The 22101-nt window shown below is 71.4% G+C and carries 20 protein-coding genes; 14 read left to right on the plus strand and 6 right to left on the minus strand.

Annotated elements, in window-relative coordinates:
• The first annotated feature begins 28 nt into the window (after window positions 1-28).
• Window positions 29-424: a MerR family transcriptional regulator gene (locus ACFYZS_RS15055; RefSeq protein WP_229339976.1), complete on the plus strand. Its 396-nt coding sequence runs from the start codon at window positions 29-31 to the stop codon at window positions 422-424.
• Window positions 421-1440: an aldo/keto reductase gene (locus ACFYZS_RS15060; protein WP_389011529.1), complete on the plus strand. Its 1020-nt coding sequence runs from the start codon at window positions 421-423 to the stop codon at window positions 1438-1440. Before ACFYZS_RS15055 ends, ACFYZS_RS15060 begins: the two co-directional genes overlap by 4 nt.
• 105 nt (window positions 1441-1545) lie before the next feature.
• On the opposite strand, the gene ACFYZS_RS15065 is transcribed toward ACFYZS_RS15060, so the two are convergent.
• The 3 genes from ACFYZS_RS15065 to ACFYZS_RS15075 all read right to left on the minus strand — a co-directional run bounded on the left by ACFYZS_RS15065 (window position 1546) and on the right by ACFYZS_RS15075 (window position 4443).
• Entirely contained in the window at window positions 1546-2397 is an 852-nt protein-coding gene (locus tag ACFYZS_RS15065; RefSeq protein ID WP_389011532.1) for a DUF4429 domain-containing protein, read from the minus strand.
• 75 nt (window positions 2398-2472) lie between these two features.
• The gene (locus ACFYZS_RS15070) at window positions 2473-3624 is read right to left on the minus strand and encodes an alpha/beta hydrolase (protein ID WP_389011680.1); all 1152 of its coding nucleotides are present in this window, start codon (window positions 3622-3624) and stop codon (window positions 2473-2475) included.
• A 168-nt stretch (window positions 3625-3792) separates the two neighbouring features.
• A complete protein-coding gene (locus ACFYZS_RS15075; protein WP_389011535.1) occupies window positions 3793-4443 on the minus strand; it encodes a TetR/AcrR family transcriptional regulator in 651 nt (216 codons plus the stop codon).
• Between the two features lie 141 nt (window positions 4444-4584).
• Here ACFYZS_RS15075 and ACFYZS_RS15080 point away from each other — a divergent pair, with 141 nt between their 5' ends.
• Both ACFYZS_RS15080 and ACFYZS_RS15085 read left to right on the plus strand, forming a co-directional pair.
• The gene (locus ACFYZS_RS15080) at window positions 4585-6177 is read left to right on the plus strand and encodes a DHA2 family efflux MFS transporter permease subunit (protein ID WP_389011538.1); all 1593 of its coding nucleotides are present in this window, start codon (window positions 4585-4587) and stop codon (window positions 6175-6177) included.
• Window positions 6178-6386: 209 nt separating this feature from the next.
• Window positions 6387-6788, plus strand: a complete 402-nt coding sequence (locus tag ACFYZS_RS15085) for a peptidase inhibitor family I36 protein (protein ID WP_389011541.1) — start codon at window positions 6387-6389, stop codon at window positions 6786-6788.
• On the opposite strand, the gene ACFYZS_RS15090 is transcribed toward ACFYZS_RS15085, so the two are convergent.
• Entirely contained in the window at window positions 6769-7614 is an 846-nt protein-coding gene (locus ACFYZS_RS15090) for a potassium channel family protein (RefSeq protein WP_389011544.1), read from the minus strand. The two genes, ACFYZS_RS15085 and ACFYZS_RS15090, sit on opposite strands and share 20 nt — an antisense overlap.
• Window positions 7615-7777: 163 nt before the next feature.
• A complete protein-coding gene (gene aceE, locus ACFYZS_RS15095; RefSeq protein WP_389011547.1) occupies window positions 7778-10510 on the minus strand; it encodes a pyruvate dehydrogenase (acetyl-transferring), homodimeric type in 2733 nt (910 codons plus the stop codon).
• A 445-nt stretch (window positions 10511-10955) separates the two neighbouring features.
• Here aceE and ACFYZS_RS15100 point away from each other — a divergent pair, with 445 nt between their 5' ends.
• From ACFYZS_RS15100 to ACFYZS_RS15125, 6 genes are all read left to right on the plus strand, one after another.
• Entirely contained in the window at window positions 10956-11381 is a 426-nt protein-coding gene (locus tag ACFYZS_RS15100; RefSeq protein ID WP_030009300.1) for a DUF3052 domain-containing protein, read from the plus strand.
• A 360-nt stretch (window positions 11382-11741) separates the two neighbouring features.
• The gene (locus ACFYZS_RS15105) at window positions 11742-12200 is read left to right on the plus strand and encodes a peroxiredoxin (RefSeq protein ID WP_389011550.1); all 459 of its coding nucleotides are present in this window, start codon (window positions 11742-11744) and stop codon (window positions 12198-12200) included.
• Window positions 12201-12396: 196 nt separating this feature from the next.
• Entirely contained in the window at window positions 12397-12972 is a 576-nt protein-coding gene (locus tag ACFYZS_RS15110) for a TerD family protein (protein ID WP_030160471.1), read from the plus strand.
• Between the two features lie 157 nt (window positions 12973-13129).
• On the plus strand, window positions 13130-13705 hold the full coding sequence (locus ACFYZS_RS15115; RefSeq protein WP_030160469.1) for a TerD family protein: 576 nt from the start codon (window positions 13130-13132) through the stop codon (window positions 13703-13705).
• Between the two features lie 25 nt (window positions 13706-13730).
• Complete coding sequence (locus ACFYZS_RS15120; RefSeq protein WP_389011554.1) at window positions 13731-14846, plus strand: DUF475 domain-containing protein; 1116 nt, start codon at window positions 13731-13733, stop codon at window positions 14844-14846.
• A 117-nt stretch (window positions 14847-14963) separates the two neighbouring features.
• Window positions 14964-15716 (plus strand): Tellurium resistance, encoded by a 753-nt coding sequence (locus ACFYZS_RS15125; RefSeq protein WP_389011557.1) that lies wholly within the window; start codon window positions 14964-14966, stop codon window positions 15714-15716.
• 61 nt (window positions 15717-15777) lie between these two features.
• Here the strand turns inward: ACFYZS_RS15125 and ACFYZS_RS15130 are convergent, their stop codons facing one another.
• Window positions 15778-16572, minus strand: a complete 795-nt coding sequence (locus ACFYZS_RS15130; RefSeq protein WP_389011683.1) for a TerD family protein — start codon at window positions 16570-16572, stop codon at window positions 15778-15780.
• A gap of 194 nt (window positions 16573-16766) precedes the next feature.
• On the opposite strand from ACFYZS_RS15130, the gene ACFYZS_RS15135 reads away from it, so the two are divergent.
• From ACFYZS_RS15135 to ACFYZS_RS15150, 4 genes are all read left to right on the plus strand, one after another.
• Window positions 16767-17933, plus strand: a complete 1167-nt coding sequence (locus ACFYZS_RS15135) for an HpcH/HpaI aldolase/citrate lyase family protein (protein ID WP_389011560.1) — start codon at window positions 16767-16769, stop codon at window positions 17931-17933.
• Window positions 17934-17941: 8 nt separating this feature from the next.
• A complete protein-coding gene (locus ACFYZS_RS15140) occupies window positions 17942-20503 on the plus strand; it encodes a phosphoribosyltransferase (RefSeq protein ID WP_389011563.1) in 2562 nt (853 codons plus the stop codon).
• Window positions 20500-21324 (plus strand): HAD family hydrolase, encoded by an 825-nt coding sequence (locus ACFYZS_RS15145; protein WP_389011566.1) that lies wholly within the window; start codon window positions 20500-20502, stop codon window positions 21322-21324. Before ACFYZS_RS15140 ends, ACFYZS_RS15145 begins: the two co-directional genes overlap by 4 nt.
• A 108-nt stretch (window positions 21325-21432) precedes the next feature.
• Window positions 21433-22092, plus strand: coding sequence for an O-methyltransferase (locus ACFYZS_RS15150; protein ID WP_389011569.1), 660 nt, complete (start codon window positions 21433-21435; stop codon window positions 22090-22092).
• Window positions 22093-22101: the final 9 nt, after the last annotated feature.

Here is a 22101-nt window from a genome sequence, read left to right on the forward strand (position 1 = left end):
TGCACTCCAAGGTTTTAGCGTGGTCGCCATGAGCCTGACGCAGACGCGGTACACGATCAGCGAAGTCGAGGCCCGGACCGGTCTGACCCAGCACACGCTGCGCTGGTACGAGCGGATCGGCCTGATGCCGCACGTGGACCGCTCCCACTCGGGACAGCGCCGGTTCAGCGACAAGGACCTCCACTGGCTGGCCTTCGTGGGCAAGCTGCGCGCCACCGGGATGTCGGTGGCCGACATGGTCCGCTACGCCGAACTCGTGCGCGAGGGCGAGCACACCGTCGACCAGCGGCGCGAACTGCTGGAACAGACGCGGCGCGAGGTGCGTGCGCGGATCGCGGAGCTGAACGACGCGCTCGCCGTACTGGACTTCAAGATCGACATGTATGCCATGGGAACGACCGCGGGGAAGGCGACACAGCAATGACGCAGAACAACACCATCGAGCAGGTCGAACTCGGCAAGGGAGGCCCGCTGGTGGGCGTCCAGGGCCTCGGCTGCATGGGCATGAGCGAGTTCTACGGGGAGACCGACGAGGCCCGCGCCCGCGACACCCTGGAAGCGGCCCTGGCCGCCGGGGTCACCCTCTTCGACACCGCGGACAGCTACGGGCGCGGCGCCAACGAGAAGTTCATCGCGCCGTTCGTCGCCGAGCACCGGGACGAGATTACCCTCGCCACCAAGTTCGGCATCGAGCGCACCGACGACCCGCAGCACCGGGGCATCCGCAACGACCGCGCGTACATCCGCAAGGCCGTGGAGGACAGCCTGCGCCGGCTCGGGACCGATGTGATCGACCTCTACTACATGCACCGGCGCGACCCGGCCGTGCCGTTCTCCGAGTCGGTGGGCACGATGGCCGAGCTGGTGCAGGAGGGCAAGGTGCGCCACCTGGGGCTCAGCGAGGTCACCGGCCCCGAACTGCGCGAGGCGTACGAGGTGCACCCGATCGCGGCCCTCCAGTCGGAGTGGTCGCTGTTCAGCCGGGACGTGGAGCGCACCGCGGTGGGCGCGGCGGCGGAGCTGGGCGTGGCCTTCGTGCCGTACTCCCCGCTCGGGCGCGGCTTCCTGACCGGGGCGTTCGCCGACGCTTCGGCCGACCTGTCGGCGGCGGACTTCCGCCGCTTCCAGCCCCGGTTCACCGGCGACAACGCCAAGGTCAACGCGGCGCTGCTGGCGCCGGTCCGGGAGATCGCGCAGGCGCACGGGGCGACCCCGGCGCAGATCGCGCTGGCCTGGGTGCACCAGCGGGCGCAGGTGCACGGGCTGACGGTGGTCCCGATCCCGGGCACCCGCAAGACCGGACGCCTCGCGGAGAACACCGCCGCGACCCGGATCACGCTGACGTCGGCGGAGCTGGCGCTGCTGGAGCCGATCGCCGCCCAGGTCGCGGGCGACCGCTACCCGGACATGACCTGGACGTCCGCGGGCCGCGAGGGCTGATCCCTCGCCTGCCGCCGCCGTCGCCGGGGGGCCTCCCGGCAACGGCGGCGGTGGCGGTGCGGTCGGTGCGGTCGGTCGCGGGCCGGGGCACGGACCGGTCGCGCGTCAGGCTTCGGCGGCGAAGCGGTCGCGCAGGGCCGCGTACTCCGCGTCCGTCAGCAGGCCCGCACTGTACAACTCGCCCAGGTGGTGCAGGCGTTCGTCCGTACGGGCCGCCGGGACCGAGGCCACCGGGGTGCGGCCGCGCAGGGCGGCGAGCACGGCCGCCGCGAACGGAAGCGACTCGTGCACCGACCCGTACCCGACGGCGAACACCGCGGCCGCCAGGTCGTGGTCCGGCCGCGGATCGGCGGCCTCGTCCCGCAGCAGCAGCCGCAGGTGGCCGCCCGGGCGCTCCGGGGAGCTCCACTCGATGCCGCTCAGCGCGGCCAGCGGGTAACGCTGGTCGCCCGCCTTCCACTTGGTGCTCGTGGCACCCGTGCGCGACCAGTGGAAGGTGACGGCCGAGCCGTCGAAGCCGATCCGCGCGTCGTACGCCTTCAGCTGCAGCGGCGGCTCCGGAACCCGGACCAGGAAGCGCTCCGCCGGCTCGGCGGCCTCGGGGCCCAGCCGGTCCCGTACGGCGTCCGCGAACTCGGCGGCCTGCCCGGCCCGGTCGGCCGGCAGCACCAGCCGGTACGGATCGCAGACCTCCCGCAGCTGCCCGGCGGCGGCCTCCATCAGCGGATCGGCACCCGTCCGCGGCACGGCGCGCAGGACCACCGCGTCCCGTTTCCCCCCGGATCCGGTCGCGCTCACGCTCACCCCCGCCAACGCCTCGAAGGGGATGCGCCGCTCCCCGAGGGCGTGCAGGAGTCTCGGAGTCCTCGGCGTTCTCAACCCCCGTGCGAAGCGGATGAGCACCGAGTCCGAGTCGAACTCCCAGACGGCATGATTTCCGGCCAGTACGTCACCCATGCGGCACATGGTAAAGGGACGCACCCCTGTGCGTCCCCCTCGATGCCAAGCCCGTTTTCCAGGGCTCTACACGTGTCAGTCCGCTTCTGTCCCGGAAATTCCACGCCGGCACGCATCGTCGCCGGTCGCACACGTGATGGAACCGAATGCGCCGGTTCCGATTTTGGCGAAGTTGTCCAGGGATCCGGTACCTGGCTCGAAATAGCCGGTGTGGAGCTTCGCCCCGGCCGAGGACAGCACCCGCGATCCGAAGTCCGGCGACACCGGGTCCGCCCCGTGGCCGACCCCGCCGACCTCCAGGTGCGGTACGTCCGCGATCCAGTCCCCGGTGTCCCGCGTGGCCCACACCCGGGCCGAGGTGTGCAGGTCGGCCACCGACTCCGCGCGCATGCCCGGGCTGCCCGCCACCACGACGTCCGTCACCGACGGCGGCAGCGCGTGCGCGGCGACCCCGCACACCACCGAGCCGTAGCTGTGGCAGAACAGCGCCACGCTCGCGTCCCCGGGCAGCGACGCCGCCAGGGACTCCAGCCGTACGGCCCCGTCCACCGCCATCCGGCCGGTGGCCGCGTCCATCCCGACCCCGGTCGGCGCGGTGTAGCCGGCCCAGGCGATGACCGCGGTCCGGCTGCCGGGAGCCTGCGCGCGCTGGGCCTCGTACAGCGACTGCGCCATGCCGACGGGCGCGATGAGGCGGCGCTGGGTGCGCTCGAAGGTGAGCACGTCGGTGTCGACGCCGGGGACGACCACCGAGACGCGGTTCGCCCGGTCGAGGTCGCCGAAGACCTCGGCGACGCGGCCGCCGCCGGTCGGGTCGAAGGCGAGGATCTGCCGGCCCGGCTCGGCCAGGGACTCGAAGCGGTGGGCGCGCCGGCCGGCCGTGGTGCGGTCGGCCGGGGTCAGGCTGACGTCCCGGCTGCGTGCCTCCTCCGCCCGCTGGGCCAGCTCCAGGCCGCGCAGGTTGGCCCGGTAGCGCAGGGCGGCGGGCGCCCCGTCGAGGTTGCCGACGACCAGGGGGTACCCCTCGGCGAGCCGGGCCCGCTGGGATCCGTCCAGGCCGGCGAAGAACCGGGCCACCGTCCGTACGGGGGCGTCGGCGGGCGGCACCGGGCGGCCGTCGATCCGGGCCGAGGCCCAGGACGCGAGGGCGGCGGTGCGCAGGGTGGTGCCCGCGTCGGGCCGGTGCACCGCGGTCCAGCCGGTGGTCGCCAGCATGATGAAGACCACCGCCAGCGCGAGCAGCGTGCGCAGGGCGGCGGGGCGCGGGTCGGCGCCAACGGCGGTGGAGTGGGCGAGGCCGGGCAGGTTCACTGGGACCAGCGTAGGAGACCGGATCCGGCCACGGAGCCCAGGGTGACCGGGTTCACGGTCGACCGTGCGACCCCGTACGGGTGTTCAGCGCCAGTCCGCGGCCAGCGCCGGGCCGATCTGGTCAAGGCAGGCCTCGGTCATCCGCCGGATCGAGGCCACGCTCGCGTCCTCGTCCTGCGCCCACAGCCGCCCGGTGACCCTCATCACCCCGGAGAAGGCGGCGACCGCCACCCGGGGCCGCGGGTCCGCGTCCACGTCCAGGCCCTCGCGCTCGGCGATCAGCCGCGCGATCCGCTCCTCCAGCTCGGTGGAGCGGCGCAGGTGCACGGCGAGCAGCGCCGGGGTCGACTCGATGAGCTGGTATGTACGCATGTAGAGGTCGACCGGCACCACGTCGGAGAGGGCCTCGTCGAGCGTGTCCCAGGCGCCGAGCACCGCGCCGCGCAGGGCTTCGAAGGGGCCCTCGGCGGGCGGCCGGGCGCGCAGCGCGGCGACGTAGTGCGACTCGACCAGGTCCTGGACGGCGAAGGCCACCTCCTCCTTGTTCGCGAAGTACCGGAAGAAGGTGCGCTGGGAGACGTCCACGGCGTCGGTGATCTCGTCGACGGTGGTCTGCTCGTACCCCTGCGCGATGAAGAGGAGGAGGGCGGCGCGCAGCAGCGCGTCCCGGGTGCGCCGCTTCTTGCGTTCGCGCAGTCCGGGCGCCGGCACCGGTACCGGCCGCTCGTCGGTCATCACCGAGGGGTGTCCTTTCCGCAGGCTCGGCCTGCACATCCTGACGCTGAGTGAGCGGTCAGGGTACCTGTGACCGACCTGACAGCCACTGCCTCGTTAAGCCGTTTGTGAAGTGTCAGTCGCTGTCACTAGCCTGTCCGCATGACTAGTCAGATCACCCTCGCCAAGGAATCGGGTCCGGCTCCGGCCCGCACCGGTTTGCGCGGCCACCCCTGGCTGACCCTCTTCGCCGTGGCGATCGGCGTCATGATGGTCACCCTCGACGGCACGATCGTCGCCGTCGCCAACCCGGCGATCCAGAAGGACCTCGGCGCCTCGCTCGCCGACGTCCAGTGGATCACCAACGGCTACCTGCTGGCCCTCGCGGTCTCGCTGATCACCGCCGGCAAGCTCGGCGACCGCTTCGGCCACCGCCAGACCTTCCTCATAGGCATCGCGGGGTTCGCCGCGGCCTCCGCCGCGATCGGGCTCTCGTCCGGCGTCCAGTACGTCATCGCCTTCCGCGTGGCCCAGGGCCTGTTCGGAGCGCTGCTGATGCCCGCCGCGCTGGGCCTGCTGCGCGCCACCTTCCCCGCCGAGAAGCTCAACATGGCGATCGGCATCTGGGGCATGGTCATCGGCGCCTCGACCGCGGCCGGGCCCATCGTGGGCGGCCTGCTGGTGGAGAACGTCAGCTGGCAGTCCGTCTTCTTCATCAACGTGCCCGTCGGCATCGTCGCGCTGGCGTTCGGCCTGTTCATCCTGGTCGACCACCGCGCCGAGAACGCCCCGAAGTCCTTCGACGCCGTCGGCATCCTGCTGCTGTCGGTCGCGATGTTCTCGCTGATCTGGGCGCTGATCAAGGCCTCGGAGTGGGGCTGGGGCGACACCCGGACCATGCTCTTCCTCATCGGCTCCGTGGTCTGCTTCGTGCTCTTCGCGGTCTGGGAGTCGAAGGTCGCCGAGCCGCTGATCCCGCTGGGGATGTTCCGCTCGCTCCCGCTGTCCGCGGGCACCGTGCTCATGGTGCTGATGGCCTTCGCCTTCATGGGCGGCCTGTTCTTCGTCACCTTCTACCTGCAGAACGTGCACGGCATGAGCCCCGTCGACAGCGGTCTGCACCTGCTGCCGCTGACCGGCATGATGATCATCGGCTCGCCGCTGGCCGGCGCCGCCATCACCGCCGTCGGTCCGCGGATCCCCCTGGTCACGGGCATGGTCGCGACCGCCGTCGCCTGCTTCGGGATGTCCACGCTGACCCCGGGCACCAGCACCCTGCAGATGTCGCTGTGGTTCGCCCTCCTCGGTGTCGGCCTCGCGCCCGTCATGGTCGGCGCCACCGAGGTCATCGTCGGCAACGCCCCGCTCGAGCTCTCGGGTGTGGCGGGCGGGCTCCAGCAGGCCGCCATGCAGGTCGGCGGCAGCCTCGGCACCGCCGTCCTCGGTGCGGTCATGGCCACCACCGTCGGCAACTCGTTCGGGGACAACTGGGACCGGGCGGAGCTGCCCGCGCTCACCCCGGAGCAGCTGGACCTCGCCGAGAAGGGGGTCCAGGTCGGCATCGCCCCGGTCCAGCCGGGGACCCCGGAGCCGATCGCCTCGTCGATCACCAAGGTCGCGCACGACACCTTCGTCGACGGCATGAGCACCGCCTTCACCGTCGCAGGCTGCGTCGCGGTGCTCGCCGCCGTCGTCGCCTGCTTCACCAAGCGCGGCGAGAACGCCGCCCCGGGCGCGGGCGCGGCACACATCTGAGCCGGGCCGGCCACCGGCTCCGACGCCCTCGCGCACGAGTCAACCGCGTACGCGCGACAGCCCCGCCGGACGGTTCCGGCGGGGCTGTCGCCTATCCGGGTGGACCGGCCTCCGACCCCTTCCGCCCGGCCGTCCTCGCAGGTCAGCGTGGTGTCCGAGGCGCTCCGGAACCGTCCGGGGCGCCGTCGTCCACAAGGAGTTGACCCGTCATGCGTACGAGTTCACCCGCACGGTCCACCACCGTCCTGGCCGCGACCGTCCTCGCCCTCGCCGCGCTCATCCCGAGCACGGCGAGCGCCGCACACGCCGCCGGTCCGCCGCCGGGCAAGGCCCCCGCCTGCGCCACCGGGCAGCTGTGCCTGTGGGCGAGGCCGGAGTTCACGGGCACCCGCCACGCCCACGAGCTGAGCACCCTGGACATCAACAGCTGTACGGCGCTGCCCGCCGGGACCAGCGCCCAGTCGCTGGTCAACCGCACCGGGCGGCCGGTGACCACCTACCAGTCGGCCGAGTGCGCGGAGACCGGCGAGTTCCAGACGTATCCCGGCGACGGGGTACGGCTCCCCGAATCCCCCTACCTGATCCGGGCCTTCAAGGTGTGGGAACGGTAGCGGCACCCGCCGCCGGGGCCGCCTCGGGCACCCGGGCCGGTACGCCGGCCCCCGCGCCCGGGGCGGCCGCAGTGTCGGGAGCGGCCGTCACGGAAGCGGCCGCGGCCCCGCCGAGGCGCCCGATCTCGGCGCGCAGCGCCCGTACCTCCGCGGTCAGTTCGGCGATCGCGGCGGTCTGCGCCCGCTCCACCCGGTCGTCGCGCTCGAACCGGGAGATGAACCAGGCCGCGATGTTGGCGGTCACCACACCCAGCAGTGCGATCCCGGACAGCATCAGCCCCACCGCGAGCACCCGGCCGAGCCCGGTGGTGGGGGAGTGGTCCCCGTACCCGACGGTCGTCATCGTGGTGAAGCTCCACCACACGGCGTCGCCCAGGTTCTTGATGTTCCCGTTCGGAGCGTCCCGCTCCACGCTCAGCACGGCGAGGGAGCCGAACATCAGCAGCCCGACCACCGCCCCCGCCACGTACGTGGTCAGCCGGATCTGCGGGGCCATCCGGGCCCGCCGGCCCACCAGCAGCAGCGTGGAGACCAGCCGCAGCAGCCGCAGCGGCTGGAGCATCGGCAGCAGCACCGCGCCCAGGTCGAGCCAGTGCGTCCGTACGAACGCCTTCTTGGCCGTCGAGAGGCCCAGCCGCATCAGGTAGTCGGCGGCGAAGGCCCCCCACACCACCCATTCGGTGACCGCGCACGCACGGTGCACGGCCGCGTCCGCGTCGGGCACGACGATCGGCACGGCGTAGGCGACGGTGAAGGCCGCGGCGAGCACGAGCAGCGGGGTCTGGCTCCGCCGCTCCCACCGCAGCTGGCGGGAGGGTTCCTTCATACGGAGCATCGTAAGGAACGGGTAAAGCGAAGCCGAGCGGCGCACTGCCGCGGCCGTCCGCGCAGTGCCGCAGGAGCCGGCGCAACCGGCGGCGGGCCGGGGCGCACTCCCGCACGCCCCGGCCCGCCGCCGTCAGCCATCCGCCCCGCGCAGCGCCACGGCGCTACGCGTCGCCGCCCGCGGCGCCCGGGTCGGCCGCCGCGACGTCCAGCAGCCGGTACCGGTCCACCGCCTGCTTCAGCGCAGAGCGGTCGATCTTGCCCTGCTTGGCCAGCTCGGTCAGCACCGCCAGCACCACCGACTGCGCGTCGATGTGGAAGAAGCGCCGGGCCGCGCCGCGCGTGTCCGCGAAGCCGAAGCCGTCCGCACCCAGCGAGGTGTACGCGCCGGGCACCCACCGCGAGATCTGGTCCGGGACGGACCGCATCCAGTCCGAGACCGCCACGAACGGCCCCTCGGCGCCGGACAGCTTCCGCGTCACGTACGGGACGCGCTGCTCCTCCTCCGGGTGGAGCAGGTTGTGCTCCTCCACCTCGACGGCCTCGCGGCGCAGCTCGTTCCAGGAGGTCGCCGACCAGACGTCCGCCCGGACGTTCCACTCCTCGGCCAGGATCCGCTGGGCCTCCAGCGCCCACGGCACCGCCACGCCCGAGGCCATGATCTGCGCGCCGATGGAGCCCGCCGAGCCCGCGGAGACCCGGTGGATGCCCTTGAGGATGCCGTCCACGTCGACCCCGGCCGGCTCGGCCGGGTGCTGGATCGGCTCGTTGTAGACGGTCAGGTAGTAGAAGACGTCCTCCGCCTCGGGCCCGTACATGCGGCGCAGGCCGTCCTGGACGATGTGCGCGATCTCGTACCCGTACGCCGGGTCGTAGGCCACACAGCCCGGGTTGGTCGACGCCAGCAGCTGGGAGTGACCGTCGGCGTGCTGGAGGCCCTCACCCGTCAGGGTGGTCCGGCCGGCGGTCGCGCCCAGGACGAAACCACGCGCCAACTGGTCGGCCATCTGCCAGAACTGGTCACCCGTGCGCTGGAAGCCGAACATCGAGTAGAAGACGTAGACCGGGATCAGCGGCTCGCCGTGCGTCGCGTACGCCGAACCCGCGGCGATCAGCGAGGCCGTGCAGCCCGCCTCCGAGATGCCGTCGTGCAGCATCTGGCCGGTCGGGGACTCCTTGTACGCGAGCAGCAGGTCGCGGTCGACCGCCTCGTACTGCTGGCCCAGCGGGTTGTAGATCTTGGCGCTCGGGAAGAACGCGTCCATGCCGAAGGTGCGGTACTCGTCCGGGGCGATCAGCACGAACCGCTTGCCGATCTCCTTGTCCCGCATCAGGTCCTTCAGGATGCGCACGAAGGCCATCGTCGTGGCGATCGACTGCTGGCCCGAGCCCTTCTTGGCCGCCGCGTACGTCTTCTCGTCCGGCAGCTGCAGCGGCTTCGCGCGCACCACGCGGGTCGGCACGTAGCCGCCCAGCGAGCTGCGCCGGTCGTGCATGTACTGGATCTCCGGCGAACCCGGACCCGGGTGGTAGTACGGCGGGGCGCCGTTCTCCAGCTGCGCGTCGGTGATCGGGATGTGCAGGCGGTCGCGGAAGCGCTTGAGGTCGTCGACCGTCAGCTTCTTCATCTGGTGCGTCGCGTTGCGGCCCTCGAAGTTCGGGCCGAGCGTCCAGCCCTTGACCGTCTGCGCCAGGATCACCGTCGGCTGGCCCTTGTGCGCCTTGGCCGCCGCGTACGCCGCGTAGATCTTCTTGTGGTCGTGGCCGCCGCGGCCCAGGTGCAGCAGCTGCTGGTCGCTCATGTTCTCGACCATCGCCCGCAGCCGCTGGTCGTCGCCGAAGAAGTGGTCGCGGATGTACGCGCCGGTCTCGGTCGCGTACGTCTGGAACTGCCCGTCCGGCGTCGAGTTCATCTTGTTGACCAGGATGCCGTCGCGGTCCTGCGCCAGCAGCGGGTCCCAGGAGCGGTCCCAGATGAGCTTGATGACGTTCCAGCCGGCACCGCGGAACTGGGACTCCAGCTCCTGGATGATCTTGCCGTTGCCGCGGACCGGGCCGTCGAGCCGCTGCAGGTTGCAGTTCACGACGAAGGTCAGGTTGTCCAGGCCCTCGCGGGCGGCGATCGACAGCTGGCCGAGCGACTCCGGCTCGTCCATCTCGCCGTCACCGAGATACGCCCAAACGTGTGACTTCGAGGTGTCCGCGATCCCGCGCGCCTCCATGTACCGGTTCATCCGGGCCTGGTAGATCGCACCGAGCGGGCCGAGGCCCATCGAGACGGTCGGGAACTCCCAGAAGTCAGGCATCAGCCGCGGATGCGGGTAGCTGGACAGGCCGTACGGGGCCTTCGACTTCTCCTGCCGGAACGCGTCGAGCTGCTGCTCGGAGAGCCGGTCCAGGAGGTAGGCGCGCGCGTAGATGCCGGGGGAGGCGTGGCCCTGGAAGAAGATCTGGTCGCCGCCGTCGCCCTCGTCCTTGCCCCGGAAGAAGTGGTTGAAGCCCACGTCGTAGAGGGAGGCGGAGGAGGCGAACGTGGCGATGTGCCCGCCGACGCCGATCCCGGGACGCTGGGCGCGCGAGACCATGACGGCCGCGTTCCACCGGGTGGCGTTCAGGACCTTGCGCTCGATCTCCTCGTTGCCGGGGAAGAACGGCTCGTCCTTGGTGGCGATCGTGTTGACGTAGTCCGTGCTGCGCATCTCGGGCACGGCCACGCGCTTCTCGCGGGCCCGCTCGATCAGTCGCAGCATCAGGTAGCGGGCGCGTTCACGGCCGCGCTCGTCGACGGCTGCGTCCAGGGAGTCGAGCCACTCCTGCGTCTCCTCCGGATCGAAGTCCGGGACCTGGCTCGGCAGGCCGCCAATGATGATCGGATTGCGATCGGATGCGGAAGCCACGCTGTTCCTTCGCTGTCAGGGGAGTCGTGCCATGGGGTTTCGCCGCCTCCCATCGTCTTACGCTCGGTCCGAATCGTCACCCGTACCACTGGGTAATCACTGGAGTCCGCGGAGATTCGGGCGCCATGAGCGTCAGGTCCGGCCGATCGCCACCCTACGCCCAGGAAGATCAGCGGGCTCGCAAGACCGTTCGTCCCTCAAACAGGTAGGAAAGCCGCCGAGCGTCGCCGATGATGCCGAATGAGCTGGAATGGTGTGGGATGAATCACCAGACGTGCACACGGGAAGGCTGAAAGTTGCGGCGAGACGGCCGTAATCGTCACCGTTTCGACGGTCTCGACGGCCGGGTACTTGCGCGATCCGCCGCGCCCGTGTGGACTACGCCCAATGCTGCGCGTACGCGCGCCGCCGAAGACATTCACCGAACATGAGCAGGAGGCACCCCGTGAGCGCGACCGCGGACCACGCGGAGAGCCTGGCCGCCCGGCTGGGTTTCCAGTCCGAACAGGTGGTCCAGGAGATCGGCTACGACGACGACGTCGATCAGGAATTCCGTGACGCCGTCGAGAAGCTCGTCAGCGAGCTCGCCGACGAGGACTACGACGACGTCGCCGACGCGGTGCTGTTGTGGTTCCGCGACGAAGACGGCGATCTGACGGACGCCCTGGTCGATGCGACCGAGCTGGTCGAGGACGGCGCACTGATCCTGCTGCTGACCCCCAAGACGGGCCGTGACGGCTACGTCGAGGCCAGCGACATCAGCGAGGCGGCCGAAACGGCCGGCCTCTCCCTTGCCAAGGGCCTGCCCGTCGGCAAGGAGTGGACCTCCACCAAGCTGGTGACGCCGAAGGCCGCCAAGGCCAAGCGCTGAGCCGCGCCCCGCAGCCAAGCGGACACGCACCCCGCCCCGGAATCCCTTCCGGTCGGCGGGGTGCGTGCGTTCCGGGCCCTGACCGGCCCGGGGGGTGTCCTAGGGGGTGTCGTCAAAGTCCCTTCTGGTCGGCGGGGTCTGGCACGCGCGCTCGCCGCGTTGTCGTCGGTCGACGACGCGAGCGTCGCCTCCTCCCCCTGCCTTCGGCGGGGGGACCCCCACCTCCGCCTTGCGATCACACGCACCAGACCCCGCCGGCCCCGCCCTCACGGGCGGACGAAGCTACTTTGACGACACCCCCTAGGCTGGACCCACCCGAACAGCCCAACGCAGGGATGCGGGAACGAAGGGATGCGAGAGATGGCGATCGAGGTCGGCACCAAGGCCCCGGACTTCGAGCTCAAGGACAACCACGGCGCCACCGTGCGGCTCTCCGACTTCCGCGGCGAGAAGGCCGTCGTGCTGCTCTTCTACCCGTTCGCCTTCACCGGTGTCTGCACCGGCGAGCTGTGCGAGCTGCGCGACCAGCTGCCGCGGTTCCAGAACGACGACGTCCAGCTCCTCGCGGTCTCCAACGACTCCGTGCCGACCCTGCGCGTCTTCGGCGAGCAGGAGAACCTGGACTACCCGCTGCTCTCGGACTTCTGGCCGCACGGCGAGACCTCGCGCGCGTACGGCGTCTTCGACGAGGACAAGGGCTGCGCGGTCCGCGGCACCTTCATCATCGACAAGGACGGCGTCGTGCGCTGGACCGTCGTCAACGGCCTGCCCGACGCGCGTGACCTGAACGAGTACATCAAGGCCCTCGACAGCCTCTGAGGAGCCTCCCGGAGCACCCGCGATACCCCGGACCCGTCGGGCCGCCGCACAATCGCCGCACTTCGGGCGGGTTCCGCGAACTGTTCACCGGGAAAGACGCCGACAGGCGGGAACCCGTCACTAGGATCGAAGCGTTGATCCCGGTAGAAACCGCACGACGGGGCACCGCCCCACACATGAACCCAATGGAGGACCCGTGGGAGTCAGCCTCAGCAAGGGCGGAAACGTCTCGCTGACCAAGGCCGCGCCGAATCTGACGGCGGTCATCGTCGGTCTGGGCTGGGACGCTCGCACCACCACCGGTGTCGACTTCGACCTCGACGCCAGCGCGATCCTGACCAACGACCAGGGCAAGGTCGCCAACGACTCGAACTTCGTGTTCTTCAACAACCTGAAGAGCCCGGACGGCTCGGTCGAGCACACCGGTGACAACACCACCGGTGAGGGCGAGGGCGACGACGAGGCGATCAAGGTGAACCTGGCCGGCGTCCCGGCCGATGTCGCCAAGATCGTCTTCCCGGTCTCGATCTACGAGGCCGAGAGCCGCCAGCAGAGCTTCGGCCAGGTCCGCAACGCGTACATCCGCGTCGTGAACCAGGCCGACAACAGCGAGCTCGCCCGCTACGACCTCTCCGAGGACGCCTCGACCGAGACCGCCATGGTCTTCGGCGAGCTGTACCGCAACGGAGCGGAGTGGAAGTTCCGCGCCATCGGCCAGGGCTACGCCTCCGGCCTGCGCGGCATCGCGCAGGACTTCGGCGTCAACGTCTGAGCCTGCCAGCAGTCACCCGTCCGGCGCCGTGCACTGTGTGTACGGCGCCGGACGTGCTTTGCGACGGTGCACCGCAGAGATGCACCGGCGAGCTTCACCGGCGGCCCGCCACGCGGGGCGCGCCGCGATCACCACGTCGTCCGGGGAGGACCACAACATGGGCGTCACACTCGCCAAGGGGGGCAACGTCTCCCTCTCCAAGGCCGCACCGAACCTCACCCGGGTCCTGGTCGGTCTCGGATGGGACGCGCGCTCGACCACGGGGGCCGATTTCGACCTCGACGCCAGCGCGCTGCTGTGCCGCGACGGCCGGGTCCTGGGAGACGCGTACTTCGTCTTCTACAACAACCTGAAGAGCCCCGAGGGCTCCGTCGAACACACGGGGGACAACCTCACCGGCGAGGGTGAGGGCGACGACGAATCGATCATCATCGACCTGACCAAGGTCCCGGTCGAGGTGGACAAGATCGTCTTTCCGGTCTCGATCCACGAGGCGGAGGCCCGCCGGCAGAGCTTCGGCCAGGTCAGCAACGCCTTCATTCGCGTGGTCAACGACTCGGACGGCCAGGAACTGGCCCGCTACGACCTCACCGAGGACGCCTCCAGCGAAACCGCGATGATCTTCGGCGAGGTCTACCGGTACGGCGGCGAATGGAAGTTCCGAGCGGTGGGGCAGGGGTACGCGTCGGGGCTCCGGGGCATCGCTCTAGACTTCGGGGTCAACGTTTCGTAAAGCCGTACAAGACGATGGGGTGCCAGTGGTTCTCAAAACCTTCGGCTGGTCGTTCGCAGTCACTGCGCTCGGTCTGGTCGCAGCGGGGTTCTACGGGGGAATGACCGGACTCGGGATCGTCGCGATCCTGTCCATCCTTGAGATCTCGCTGTCCTTCGACAATGCGGTGGTCAACGCCGGAATCCTGAAGAAGATGAATGCCTTCTGGCAGAAGATCTTCCTCACCATCGGTGTGCTCATCGCCGTGTTCGGCATGCGCCTGGTCTTCCCCGTCGTGATCGTCGCCGTCACCGCCGGCATCGGGCCCATCGAGGCCGTCGATCTGGCGCTGAACAACAAGGACATGTACGAGCAGCTGGTCACGGACGCCCACCCGGCGATCGCGGCTTTCGGCGGCATGTTCCTTCTGATGATCTTCCTCGACTTCATCTTCGAGGACCGGGACATCCAGTGGCTCGCATGGCTGGAGCGGCCGCTCGCCAAGCTCGGCAAGATCGACATGCTGTCGGCGTGCATCGCGCTGATCGTCCTGCTGGTCACGTCCGCGACCTTCGCCGCCAACGCCCACCAGCACGGCGGCGCCCACGTGGACAAGGCGCAGACCGTCCTGGTCTCCGGCATCGCCGGCCTGATCACCTACATGATCGTCGGCGGTCTCTCCGGCTACTTCGAGAACCGTCTCGAAGAAGAGGAGGAGGCCGAGCACGAAGCCGAGGAAGCGGCCAAGAAGAGCGGCAAGCCCGTCTCGGCCGTCGCCATGGCCGGCAAGGCCGCCTTCTTCATGTTCCTCTACCTCGAAGTCCTCGACGCCTCCTTCTCCTTCGACGGGGTCATCGGCGCCTTCGCCATCACCAACGACATCGTGCTCATGGCCCTCGGCCTCGGCATCGGCGCCATGTACGTCCGGTCGCTCACGGTCTACCTGGTCCGCCAGGGCACCCTCGACGACTACGTCTACCTGGAGCACGGCGCGCACTACGCCATCGGCGCGCTCGCCGTCATCCTGCTCGTCACCATCCAGTACGAGATCAACGAGGTCATCACCGGCCTCGTCGGCGTGATCCTCATCGCCTGGTCCTTCTGGTCCTCGGTGCGCCGCAACAAGCGCCTGGAACTGGAGGGTTCCACCGCCGAGGCATGATCACGGCGGTAATGCGGAACGCTCCAACTGCGGGGCGGCCGGGCTGGTCTGCGGACTGCCGGGCCGCCCCGTCCGCGTAGGCCGCCCCGCCTACACAGAATGAGGGGGGACAGGGGAATGGGATTCTTCGAAGGGTTCTTCGACGGCATCAGGGGCAGCCGCGCCCTGCAGTTCGACTCGGGCAGCGGATCGGCCGCGATCGAGCTGACCAAACGGCATCCGACGGTGTCGCTCACCAAACAGGGGGCGGTCCACGGGAACCTGCGGGTCAACCTGTCCTGGCGGATGCGCAGCTCGGACATCGGCGGCCGCGGCGGAGGCGAGGGCGGCCGGCTCCTGCGCCATCCGTTCAAGCTGTTCAAGCCCGACATGGTGCAGGCGCACACCCAGGGCATGGTCAACGTCGACCTCGACCTCGGCTGCCTCTACGAGCTGGCCGACGGGACCCGGGGCGTCGTCCAGCCCCTGGGCAACCTGCACGGGGACATCAACAGCCCGCCGTACGTGAAGCTCAGCGGCGACGACCGGTTCGGGGCGCCGTCGGGGGAGACGGTCTTCGTCAACCTCGACCACGCCGACGAGATCAAGCGGCTGCTGGTGTTCGTCTACATCTACGACCAGACGCCGGCCTTCGACCGGACGCACGCCATGATCACCCTCTACCCGATCACCGGGCCGCGGATCGAGATCCCGCTGGAGGAGCGGCAGCCGCAGGCCCGCTCCTGCGCGGTGCTCTCCATGGAGCACGTCAAGGGCGAGCTGATCGTGCGGCGCGAGGTGAAGTTCGTGTACGGGTTCCAGGCCGAGCTGGACCGGCTGTACGGGTGGGGCCTGCAGTGGGGGCGGGGCTACAAGAGCACCAAGGCCTGACCGGGGACGCGGGCCCCGGCCAGGCTGCGGACCGGCCGCGGCGGCCCCGGCCGGCAGCGCGTCAGCGACGCAGGAACTGCGGGCCCTGCACCGGCAGCCGGAACGTCGGGTCGCCGACCGGGACAGGCGCCGGGACCGGCACCGGAGCCGGGGACACCGGCTGCGGGTAGCCGTACGCCGGCTGCGCGGCCGGCGGGGCCTGCGTCACCGGCGCCGGCGGTGCCTGCCGCGGGACCGGCGGGCTCATCGCGGCCGTACGGTCGTCGGCCGGCCCGGCGGCGGGTGCGGCCGCGGAGGCGTCCTCGGCGGCGTTCTCGTCCACGGAGATCCCGTGGTCGGTCGCCAGCCCGACGAGGCCGTTCGAGTAGCCCTCGCCCAGCGCGCGGAACTTCCATCCGTCCCCGCGGCGGTACAGCTCCCCGCAGATCAGGGCCGTCTCGGCCCCCGTCTCGGGCCGCACGTCGAAGAAGGCCAGCGGCTCGGAGCCGCCGGTCGCCGTGGCGTCGTACAGCAGGATCCGCAGATCCCTGACCTGCTGGAACGGCACGTCCTCGGCAGAGGCCACCACCAGGATCCGGTCCACCACCGGCGGCACCGCCCGCAGGTCCGCCTGTACGGCGTCGGTGATCCCGTCGCCGAGCTGCTTCTTGCCGAGCCGCCAGACGGCCCCCGAGGGGTGCCGGGGCTGGTTGTAGAACACGAAGTCCTCGTCCGAGCGCACGCGCCCGTCCGGGCCCACGAGCAGTGCCGAGGCGTCCACGTCCGGCACCTCGGAGCCGCCGGTCCAGCGCAGCACCGCCCGGACCGCCACGGCGGTCACCGGGATGTTCGAGCCCTTCTGCATCGCGTGCGTCATGCCCGTCATCCTGCCCTCCCGGGGCGGCGCGGAACAACGCGGCCCCCCGTGGAGCCTTGTCGCGGAAGAAAGACCTGGGCATGGTGCAAGAGGGTTACCTGAACTTCATGTACTTGAGGAACTCTTGACTCACGTTCGTACGTACTATTACCGGCCACGCCACTGGGGCCGCCGAGGCAGTACGGGGGAAGCACATGCGTCACTTTGGGCACATATCGCCCACCGTCCGTAAGGACCTCTTCCACCAGGAGCCGGCCGAGTTCACCGCCGCCTCCCCCGCCCGCATCCTCGCCGCCGCCCTCGGAGCCACCCTCTACAGCCCCGCCACCCGCCCGAACCTCGCCGGCGACGTCCGCAAGCAGGCCGCCCGCGGAGTCGTCTCCATGGTCCTCTGCCTGGAGGATTCGATCAGCGACGCCGATGTCGCGGGGGCCGAGGACAACCTCGTCCGGCAGTTCGCCGCCCTCGACGCCGACGGCGGAGAGCTCCCGCTCCTCTTCATCCGGGTCCGCACCCCCGAGCAGATACCCGACCTCGTGCACCGCCTCGGCGGCTCCGCCCGCAGACTGGCCGGATTCGTACTCCCCAAGTTCACCGAGAGCCGTGGAACCGCCTTCCTCGACGCCGTCGCCCAGGCGGAGGCGGCCGACGGCCGGCAGCCGCTGTACGCGATGCCCGTCCTGGAGACCCCCGACCTCCTCCACCTCGAAACCCGCGTCGAAGCCCTCGCCGGCATCTCCCGCACCGTGAACCGGTACCGCGACCGCGTCCTGGCCCTGCGCCTCGGCGTCACCGACTTCTGCTCGGTCTACGGACTGCGCCGCACCCCCGACATGACCGCCTACGACGTCCAGATCGTCGCCGGAGTCATCGCCGACGTGGTCAACGTGCTCAGCCGCGCCGACGGCACCGGCTTCACCGTCACCGGACCCGTCTGGGAGTACTTCCGCAGCCAGCAGCGGCTCTTCAAGCCCCAGCTGCGCCGCAGCCCCTTCCTCCAGGAGGGCGTGGAGGAACTGCGCACCGCCCTCATCGAGCACGACCTCGACGGGCTCCTGCGCGAGATCGAACTCGACCGGGCCAACGGGCTCCTCGGCAAGACCTGCATCCACCCCGCCCACGTCACGCCCGTCCACGCGCTGTCGGTGGTCTCCCACGAGGAGTTCAGCGACGCCCAGGACATCCTGCGCCCCGAGCGCGGCGGCGGCGGAGTCATGCGCTCCGCCTACACGAACAAGATGAACGAGGTGAAGCCCCACCGGGCCTGGGCCGAGCGCACCATGCTGCGCGCCGAGGTCTTCGGTGTGGCGAAGGAGGAGGTCGGCTTCGTCGACCTCCTCACGGCCGGGCTCCAGCTGTGAGCGGACCCGTGACGGCGACGACTACGGAGAAGGGCAAGACGATCGACGCGGTGTGGTCGGGAACCTGGGTGGCCGAGCGGCTGGGCGTACGCCTGGAGGAGGCCGGCGACCCCGGATCGCCACGGCTGGACGAACTGCTCGGGCTGGCCCTGCGGCGCAACCCGAAGCGGGCCCACCTGCTGGTCTCACAGGTGCTGGGCAAGCACGTCCCGCAGTCCCCGCGGGCCGTCTACGCGGCCGGGCACGGGCTGGGCGAGCGGGTGCGGGCCCTGCTGGGCGACGAGGCCGCCGCCGCAGTGGTCCTGGGGTACGCCGAGACGGCGACCGGGCTCGGGCACTGTGTGGCCGACGGGCTCGGAGCCGCGCCCTACCTGCACTCCACCCGCCGCCCCGTGCCCGGGGTCGAGCCCGCCGGCGGGTTCGAGGAGGCCCACTCGCACGCCACCTCGCACCTGCTGCTGCCGCAGGACCCGAAGCTGCTGGCCGGCAGCGGGCCGCTGGTCCTCGTCGACGACGAGTTCTCCACCGGCAACACGGTCCTGAACACCATCCGCGACCTGCACGCCCGCCACCCCCGCGAGCACTACGTGGTCGTCGCCCTCGTGGACATGCGCTCCCCGGCCGACCGCGAGCGGCTCACCGCCTTCGCCGCCGAGATCGGCGCCCGCGTCGACCTCATCGCGCTCGCCTCCGGGACCGTGCACCTCCCCGAGGGGGTCCTGGCCAAGGGGCAGGCACTGGTCGAGGAGTACGAGGGCCGGGACGCGGGCGGTCCGGCTCCGGCTGCGGCTCCGCTCGCGCCCGCCGCGCCCGCCGGGCGCGTCGTGCTGGACTGGCCCGCCGGGGTCCCCGACGGCGGCCGGCACGGGTTCACCCCCGAGCACCGCGCCCGGCTCGAAGCCGCGCTGCCCGCGCTGGCCCGACAGCTCGCCGACGCGCTCGGAGCCGAGCCCGGGCGGGTCCTCGTACTCGGCAACGAAGAGCTGATGTACGCCCCGCTGCGCCTCGCGCGGGCCCTGGAGGAGTCCGGGGCGGCGGCCGAGGTCCGCTTCTCGACCACCACCCGCTCACCCGTGCTCGCCGTCGACGACCCCGGCTACGCCATCCGCTCCCGGCTCGTCTTCCCCGCCCACGACGCCCCCGCCGACGGTCCCGGCGACCGGTACGCCTACAACGTCGCGGGCGCCGGCTTCGACACCGTCGTCGCCGTCGTCGACGGCCACGGGGACACCGCCGCGCTGCACGGTCCCGACGGGCTCCTCGCGCGTCTGGCCCCGCACGCCGGCCGGGTCCTGCTCGCGCTGGTGCCGTCGTACGTCCCGGCGGACGTTCCGGCGCACGGCCCCTCGTACGTCCCCGAGCCCTTCCGCGGCGATTCCTGCGACCGGCGGGAGCCGATCATGCCCGAGCCGATCCTGCCCGAGCCGCTGCGCGGCCCCGCCTTCTCCTCGTACGCCCCGGAGGACTGCGGCTGGCTGCTCCAGGACCTCTCCGACGTGGCGCTCGAGGCCCCGACCGAGGAGCGCGAGGAGGCCATCCAGGCGGGCGGCGCCCACTACGCCGAGTCGCTGCCCGTCGAGTACCAGCCCTCGCCCCAGTACCAGGAGCTGTACCGGAGCGCGCTGACCGCGTCCGCCGCCCGCATGGCCCGGGCCGTCGGCACGGTCACCGAGACCGTCCTCGCCGAGCGCTCCCCCTCCCCGGTGCTCGTCTCGCTGGCCCGCGCCGGCACCCCCGTCGGCGTGCTGATGCGCCGCTGGGCCCGGGCCCGGCACGGCCTGGACCTGCCGCACTACGCCGTCTCCATCGTGCGGGGCCGCGGCATCGACCCCAACGCGCTGCGCTGGCTGGCCGCCCACCACGACCCCGCCGACGTCGTCTTCGTGGACGGCTGGACGGGCAAGGGCGCCATCACGCGCGAGCTGGCGGCGGCCCTGCGGGCCACTCGGGAGGCGGGGGGCCCGGGCTTCGACCCGGAGATCGTGGTCCTCGCCGACCCCGGGTCCTGCGTGTCCACGTACGGCACCCGCGAGGACTTCCTGATCCCCTCCGCCTGCCTCAACTCCACCGTTTCCGGGCTGATATCGCGTACGGTCCTCAGGTCCGACCTGGTCGGACCCGCCGACTTCCACGGCGCGAAGTTCTACCGCGAGCTCGCCGGAGCCGATGTCTCCACCGCCTTCATCGACACCGTCGCCGCCCGCTTCGACGAGGTGGCCGAGGCCGTCGACGCCGAGGTCAAGGAGCTCCTCGCGGCCGACCGGACGCCCACCTGGGAGGGCTGGGCGGCCGTCGAGCGGATCAGCGAGGAGTACGGCATCCACGACGTGAACCTGGTCAAGCCCGGCGTCGGCGAGACGACGCGGGTCCTGCTGCGGCGCGTGCCGTGGAAGATCCTGGCGCAGCGCGGCGCCGGCGCCGACCTGGACCACGTACGGCTGCTCGCCGAGCAGCGCGGCGTGCCGGTGGAAGAGGTCGACGGGCTGCCCTACACCTGCGTAGGACTCATCCACCCCCGCTTCACGCGTGGCGCGACCGGCGCCGACGGAAAGGCCGTGACCTCCAAGTGACTGTCCTGGTAGCCAGTGATCTCGACCGCACGCTCATCTACTCGACGGCCGCGCTCGGCCTGACCATGCCCGACCCGGTGGCCCCGCGGCTGCTGTGCGTGGAGGTGCACGAGAGCAAGCCGCTGTCGTACATGACGGAGACGGCGGCGGCGCTGCTGGCCGAGCTGGCGGCCGATCCCGCGGTGGTCTTCGTCCCGACGACGACCCGTACGCGCAAGCAGTACCAGCGCATCCGCTTCCCCGGGCGGCCGGCGCCGTACGCGATCTGCGCCAACGGCGGGCAGCTGCTGGTCGACGGCCTCCCGGACCGGGACTGGCGGCGCCAGGTGGCTTCGCGGCTGGCGCAGGAGTGCGCCCCGCTGGAGGAGGTGCACGCGCACCTGCTGGCGACGGCGGACCCGGCGTGGCTGCGCAAGGCGCGGATCGCGGAGGACCTCTTCACCTACCTGGTCGTCGAGCGGGCCCTGGTGCCGGACGAGTGGGTCAAGGCGCTGACGGAGTGGGCCGACGCACGCGGCTGGACGGTCTCCCTCCAGGGGCGCAAGATCTACGCCGTGCCGCGGCCGCTGACGAAGAGCGCGGCGATGCGCGAGGTGGCCCGCCGTACGGGCGCGACCACGACCCTCGCCGCGGGCGACTCGCTGCTGGACGCGGACCTGCTGCTGGCGGCGGACGCGGCCTGGCGGCCGGGGCACGGGGAGCTGGCCGACGCGGGCTGGACGGCGCCGAACGTCACGGCCCTGGCGGCGGCGGGCGTGCTGGCGGGCGAGGAGATCGTGCGGGCGTTCGCGGGGGCGGTGGCCCGGGAGGCCGGGCGGTAGGCCCACCGGTCCGGCCGGGGGCCGACCGGGGGCCGACCGGGGCCGATCGGCGGTCGATCCGCGGTCGATCCGCGGTCAACCGGCGGTCCGGGTCGGCACACTGGGTGCATGACCAAGGGCAACAGCACGAAGATCACTGACGAGTTGTACCGCTACATGCTCGACCACAACCCCCCGCTGGACCCGGTCCAGCGGGGGCTGGTGGCGACGACGTACGAGAAGTTCCCGGACGTCGCCGGCATGCAGTCGGCGGAGGAACAGGGGCCCCTGCTGGCCTTCCTGGTACGGCTGACCGGCGCCCGGCACATCGTCGAGGTCGGCACCTTCACCGGCTTCTCCACCCTGTCGATGGCACAGGCCCTGCCGGCGGACGGCGTGATCGTCGCGTGCGATGTCTCGGAGGAGTGGACGGCGTACGGGCGCGAGGCCTGGAAGGCGGCGGGCGTCGCCGACCGCATCGACCTGCGCATCGCCCCGGCGCTGGACACGCTGCGCGCCATGCCGCGGGAGCCGCACATCGACATGGCCTATGTGGACGCGGACAAGGAAAGCCAGATCGCCTACTGGGAGGAGCTCGTTCCGCGGCTGCGCCCGGGCGGGCTGATCGTCACGGACAACACCCTCTTCCACGGCAGCGTCCTGGACGAGTCCGCGACGGGCTCGGCCGCGGGGGTCCGCGCGTACAACGAGCACGTCGCGGCGGACACCCGCATGGAGTCGGTGCTGCTCGCGATCTCGGACGGCCTCACCCTGTCGCGCAAGCGCTGACGCCGGCGG

The organism is Streptomyces sp. NPDC001903 (assembly GCF_042891345.1).
In the GTDB taxonomy this organism is placed as follows: Bacteria; Actinomycetota; Actinomycetes; order Streptomycetales; family Streptomycetaceae; genus Streptomyces.

Bases quoted from the DNA above. Each gene is read 5' to 3' on its own strand.
- ACFYZS_RS15055 (WP_229339976.1), top strand. From the start codon at position 29: ATGAGCCTGACGCAGACGCGGTACACGATCAGCGAAGTCGAGGCCCGG.
- ACFYZS_RS15060 (WP_389011529.1), top strand. From the start codon at position 421: ATGACGCAGAACAACACCATCGAGCAGGTCGAACTCGGCAAGGGAGGC.
- ACFYZS_RS15065 (WP_389011532.1), bottom strand. From the start codon at position 2,397: ATGGGTGACGTACTGGCCGGAAATCATGCCGTCTGGGAGTTCGACTCG.
- ACFYZS_RS15075 (WP_389011535.1), bottom strand. From the start codon at position 4,443: ATGACCGACGAGCGGCCGGTACCGGTGCCGGCGCCCGGACTGCGCGAA.
- ACFYZS_RS15080 (WP_389011538.1), top strand. From the start codon at position 4,585: ATGACTAGTCAGATCACCCTCGCCAAGGAATCGGGTCCGGCTCCGGCC.
- ACFYZS_RS15085 (WP_389011541.1), top strand. From the start codon at position 6,387: ATGCGTACGAGTTCACCCGCACGGTCCACCACCGTCCTGGCCGCGACC.
- ACFYZS_RS15090 (WP_389011544.1), bottom strand. From the start codon at position 7,614: ATGAAGGAACCCTCCCGCCAGCTGCGGTGGGAGCGGCGGAGCCAGACC.
- ACFYZS_RS15105 (WP_389011550.1), top strand. From the start codon at position 11,742: ATGGCGATCGAGGTCGGCACCAAGGCCCCGGACTTCGAGCTCAAGGAC.
- ACFYZS_RS15115 (WP_030160469.1), top strand. From the start codon at position 13,130: ATGGGCGTCACACTCGCCAAGGGGGGCAACGTCTCCCTCTCCAAGGCC.
- ACFYZS_RS15125 (WP_389011557.1), top strand. From the start codon at position 14,964: ATGGGATTCTTCGAAGGGTTCTTCGACGGCATCAGGGGCAGCCGCGCC.
- ACFYZS_RS15130 (WP_389011683.1), bottom strand. From the start codon at position 16,572: ATGACGCACGCGATGCAGAAGGGCTCGAACATCCCGGTGACCGCCGTG.
- ACFYZS_RS15135 (WP_389011560.1), top strand. From the start codon at position 16,767: ATGCGTCACTTTGGGCACATATCGCCCACCGTCCGTAAGGACCTCTTC.
- ACFYZS_RS15150 (WP_389011569.1), top strand. From the start codon at position 21,433: ATGACCAAGGGCAACAGCACGAAGATCACTGACGAGTTGTACCGCTAC.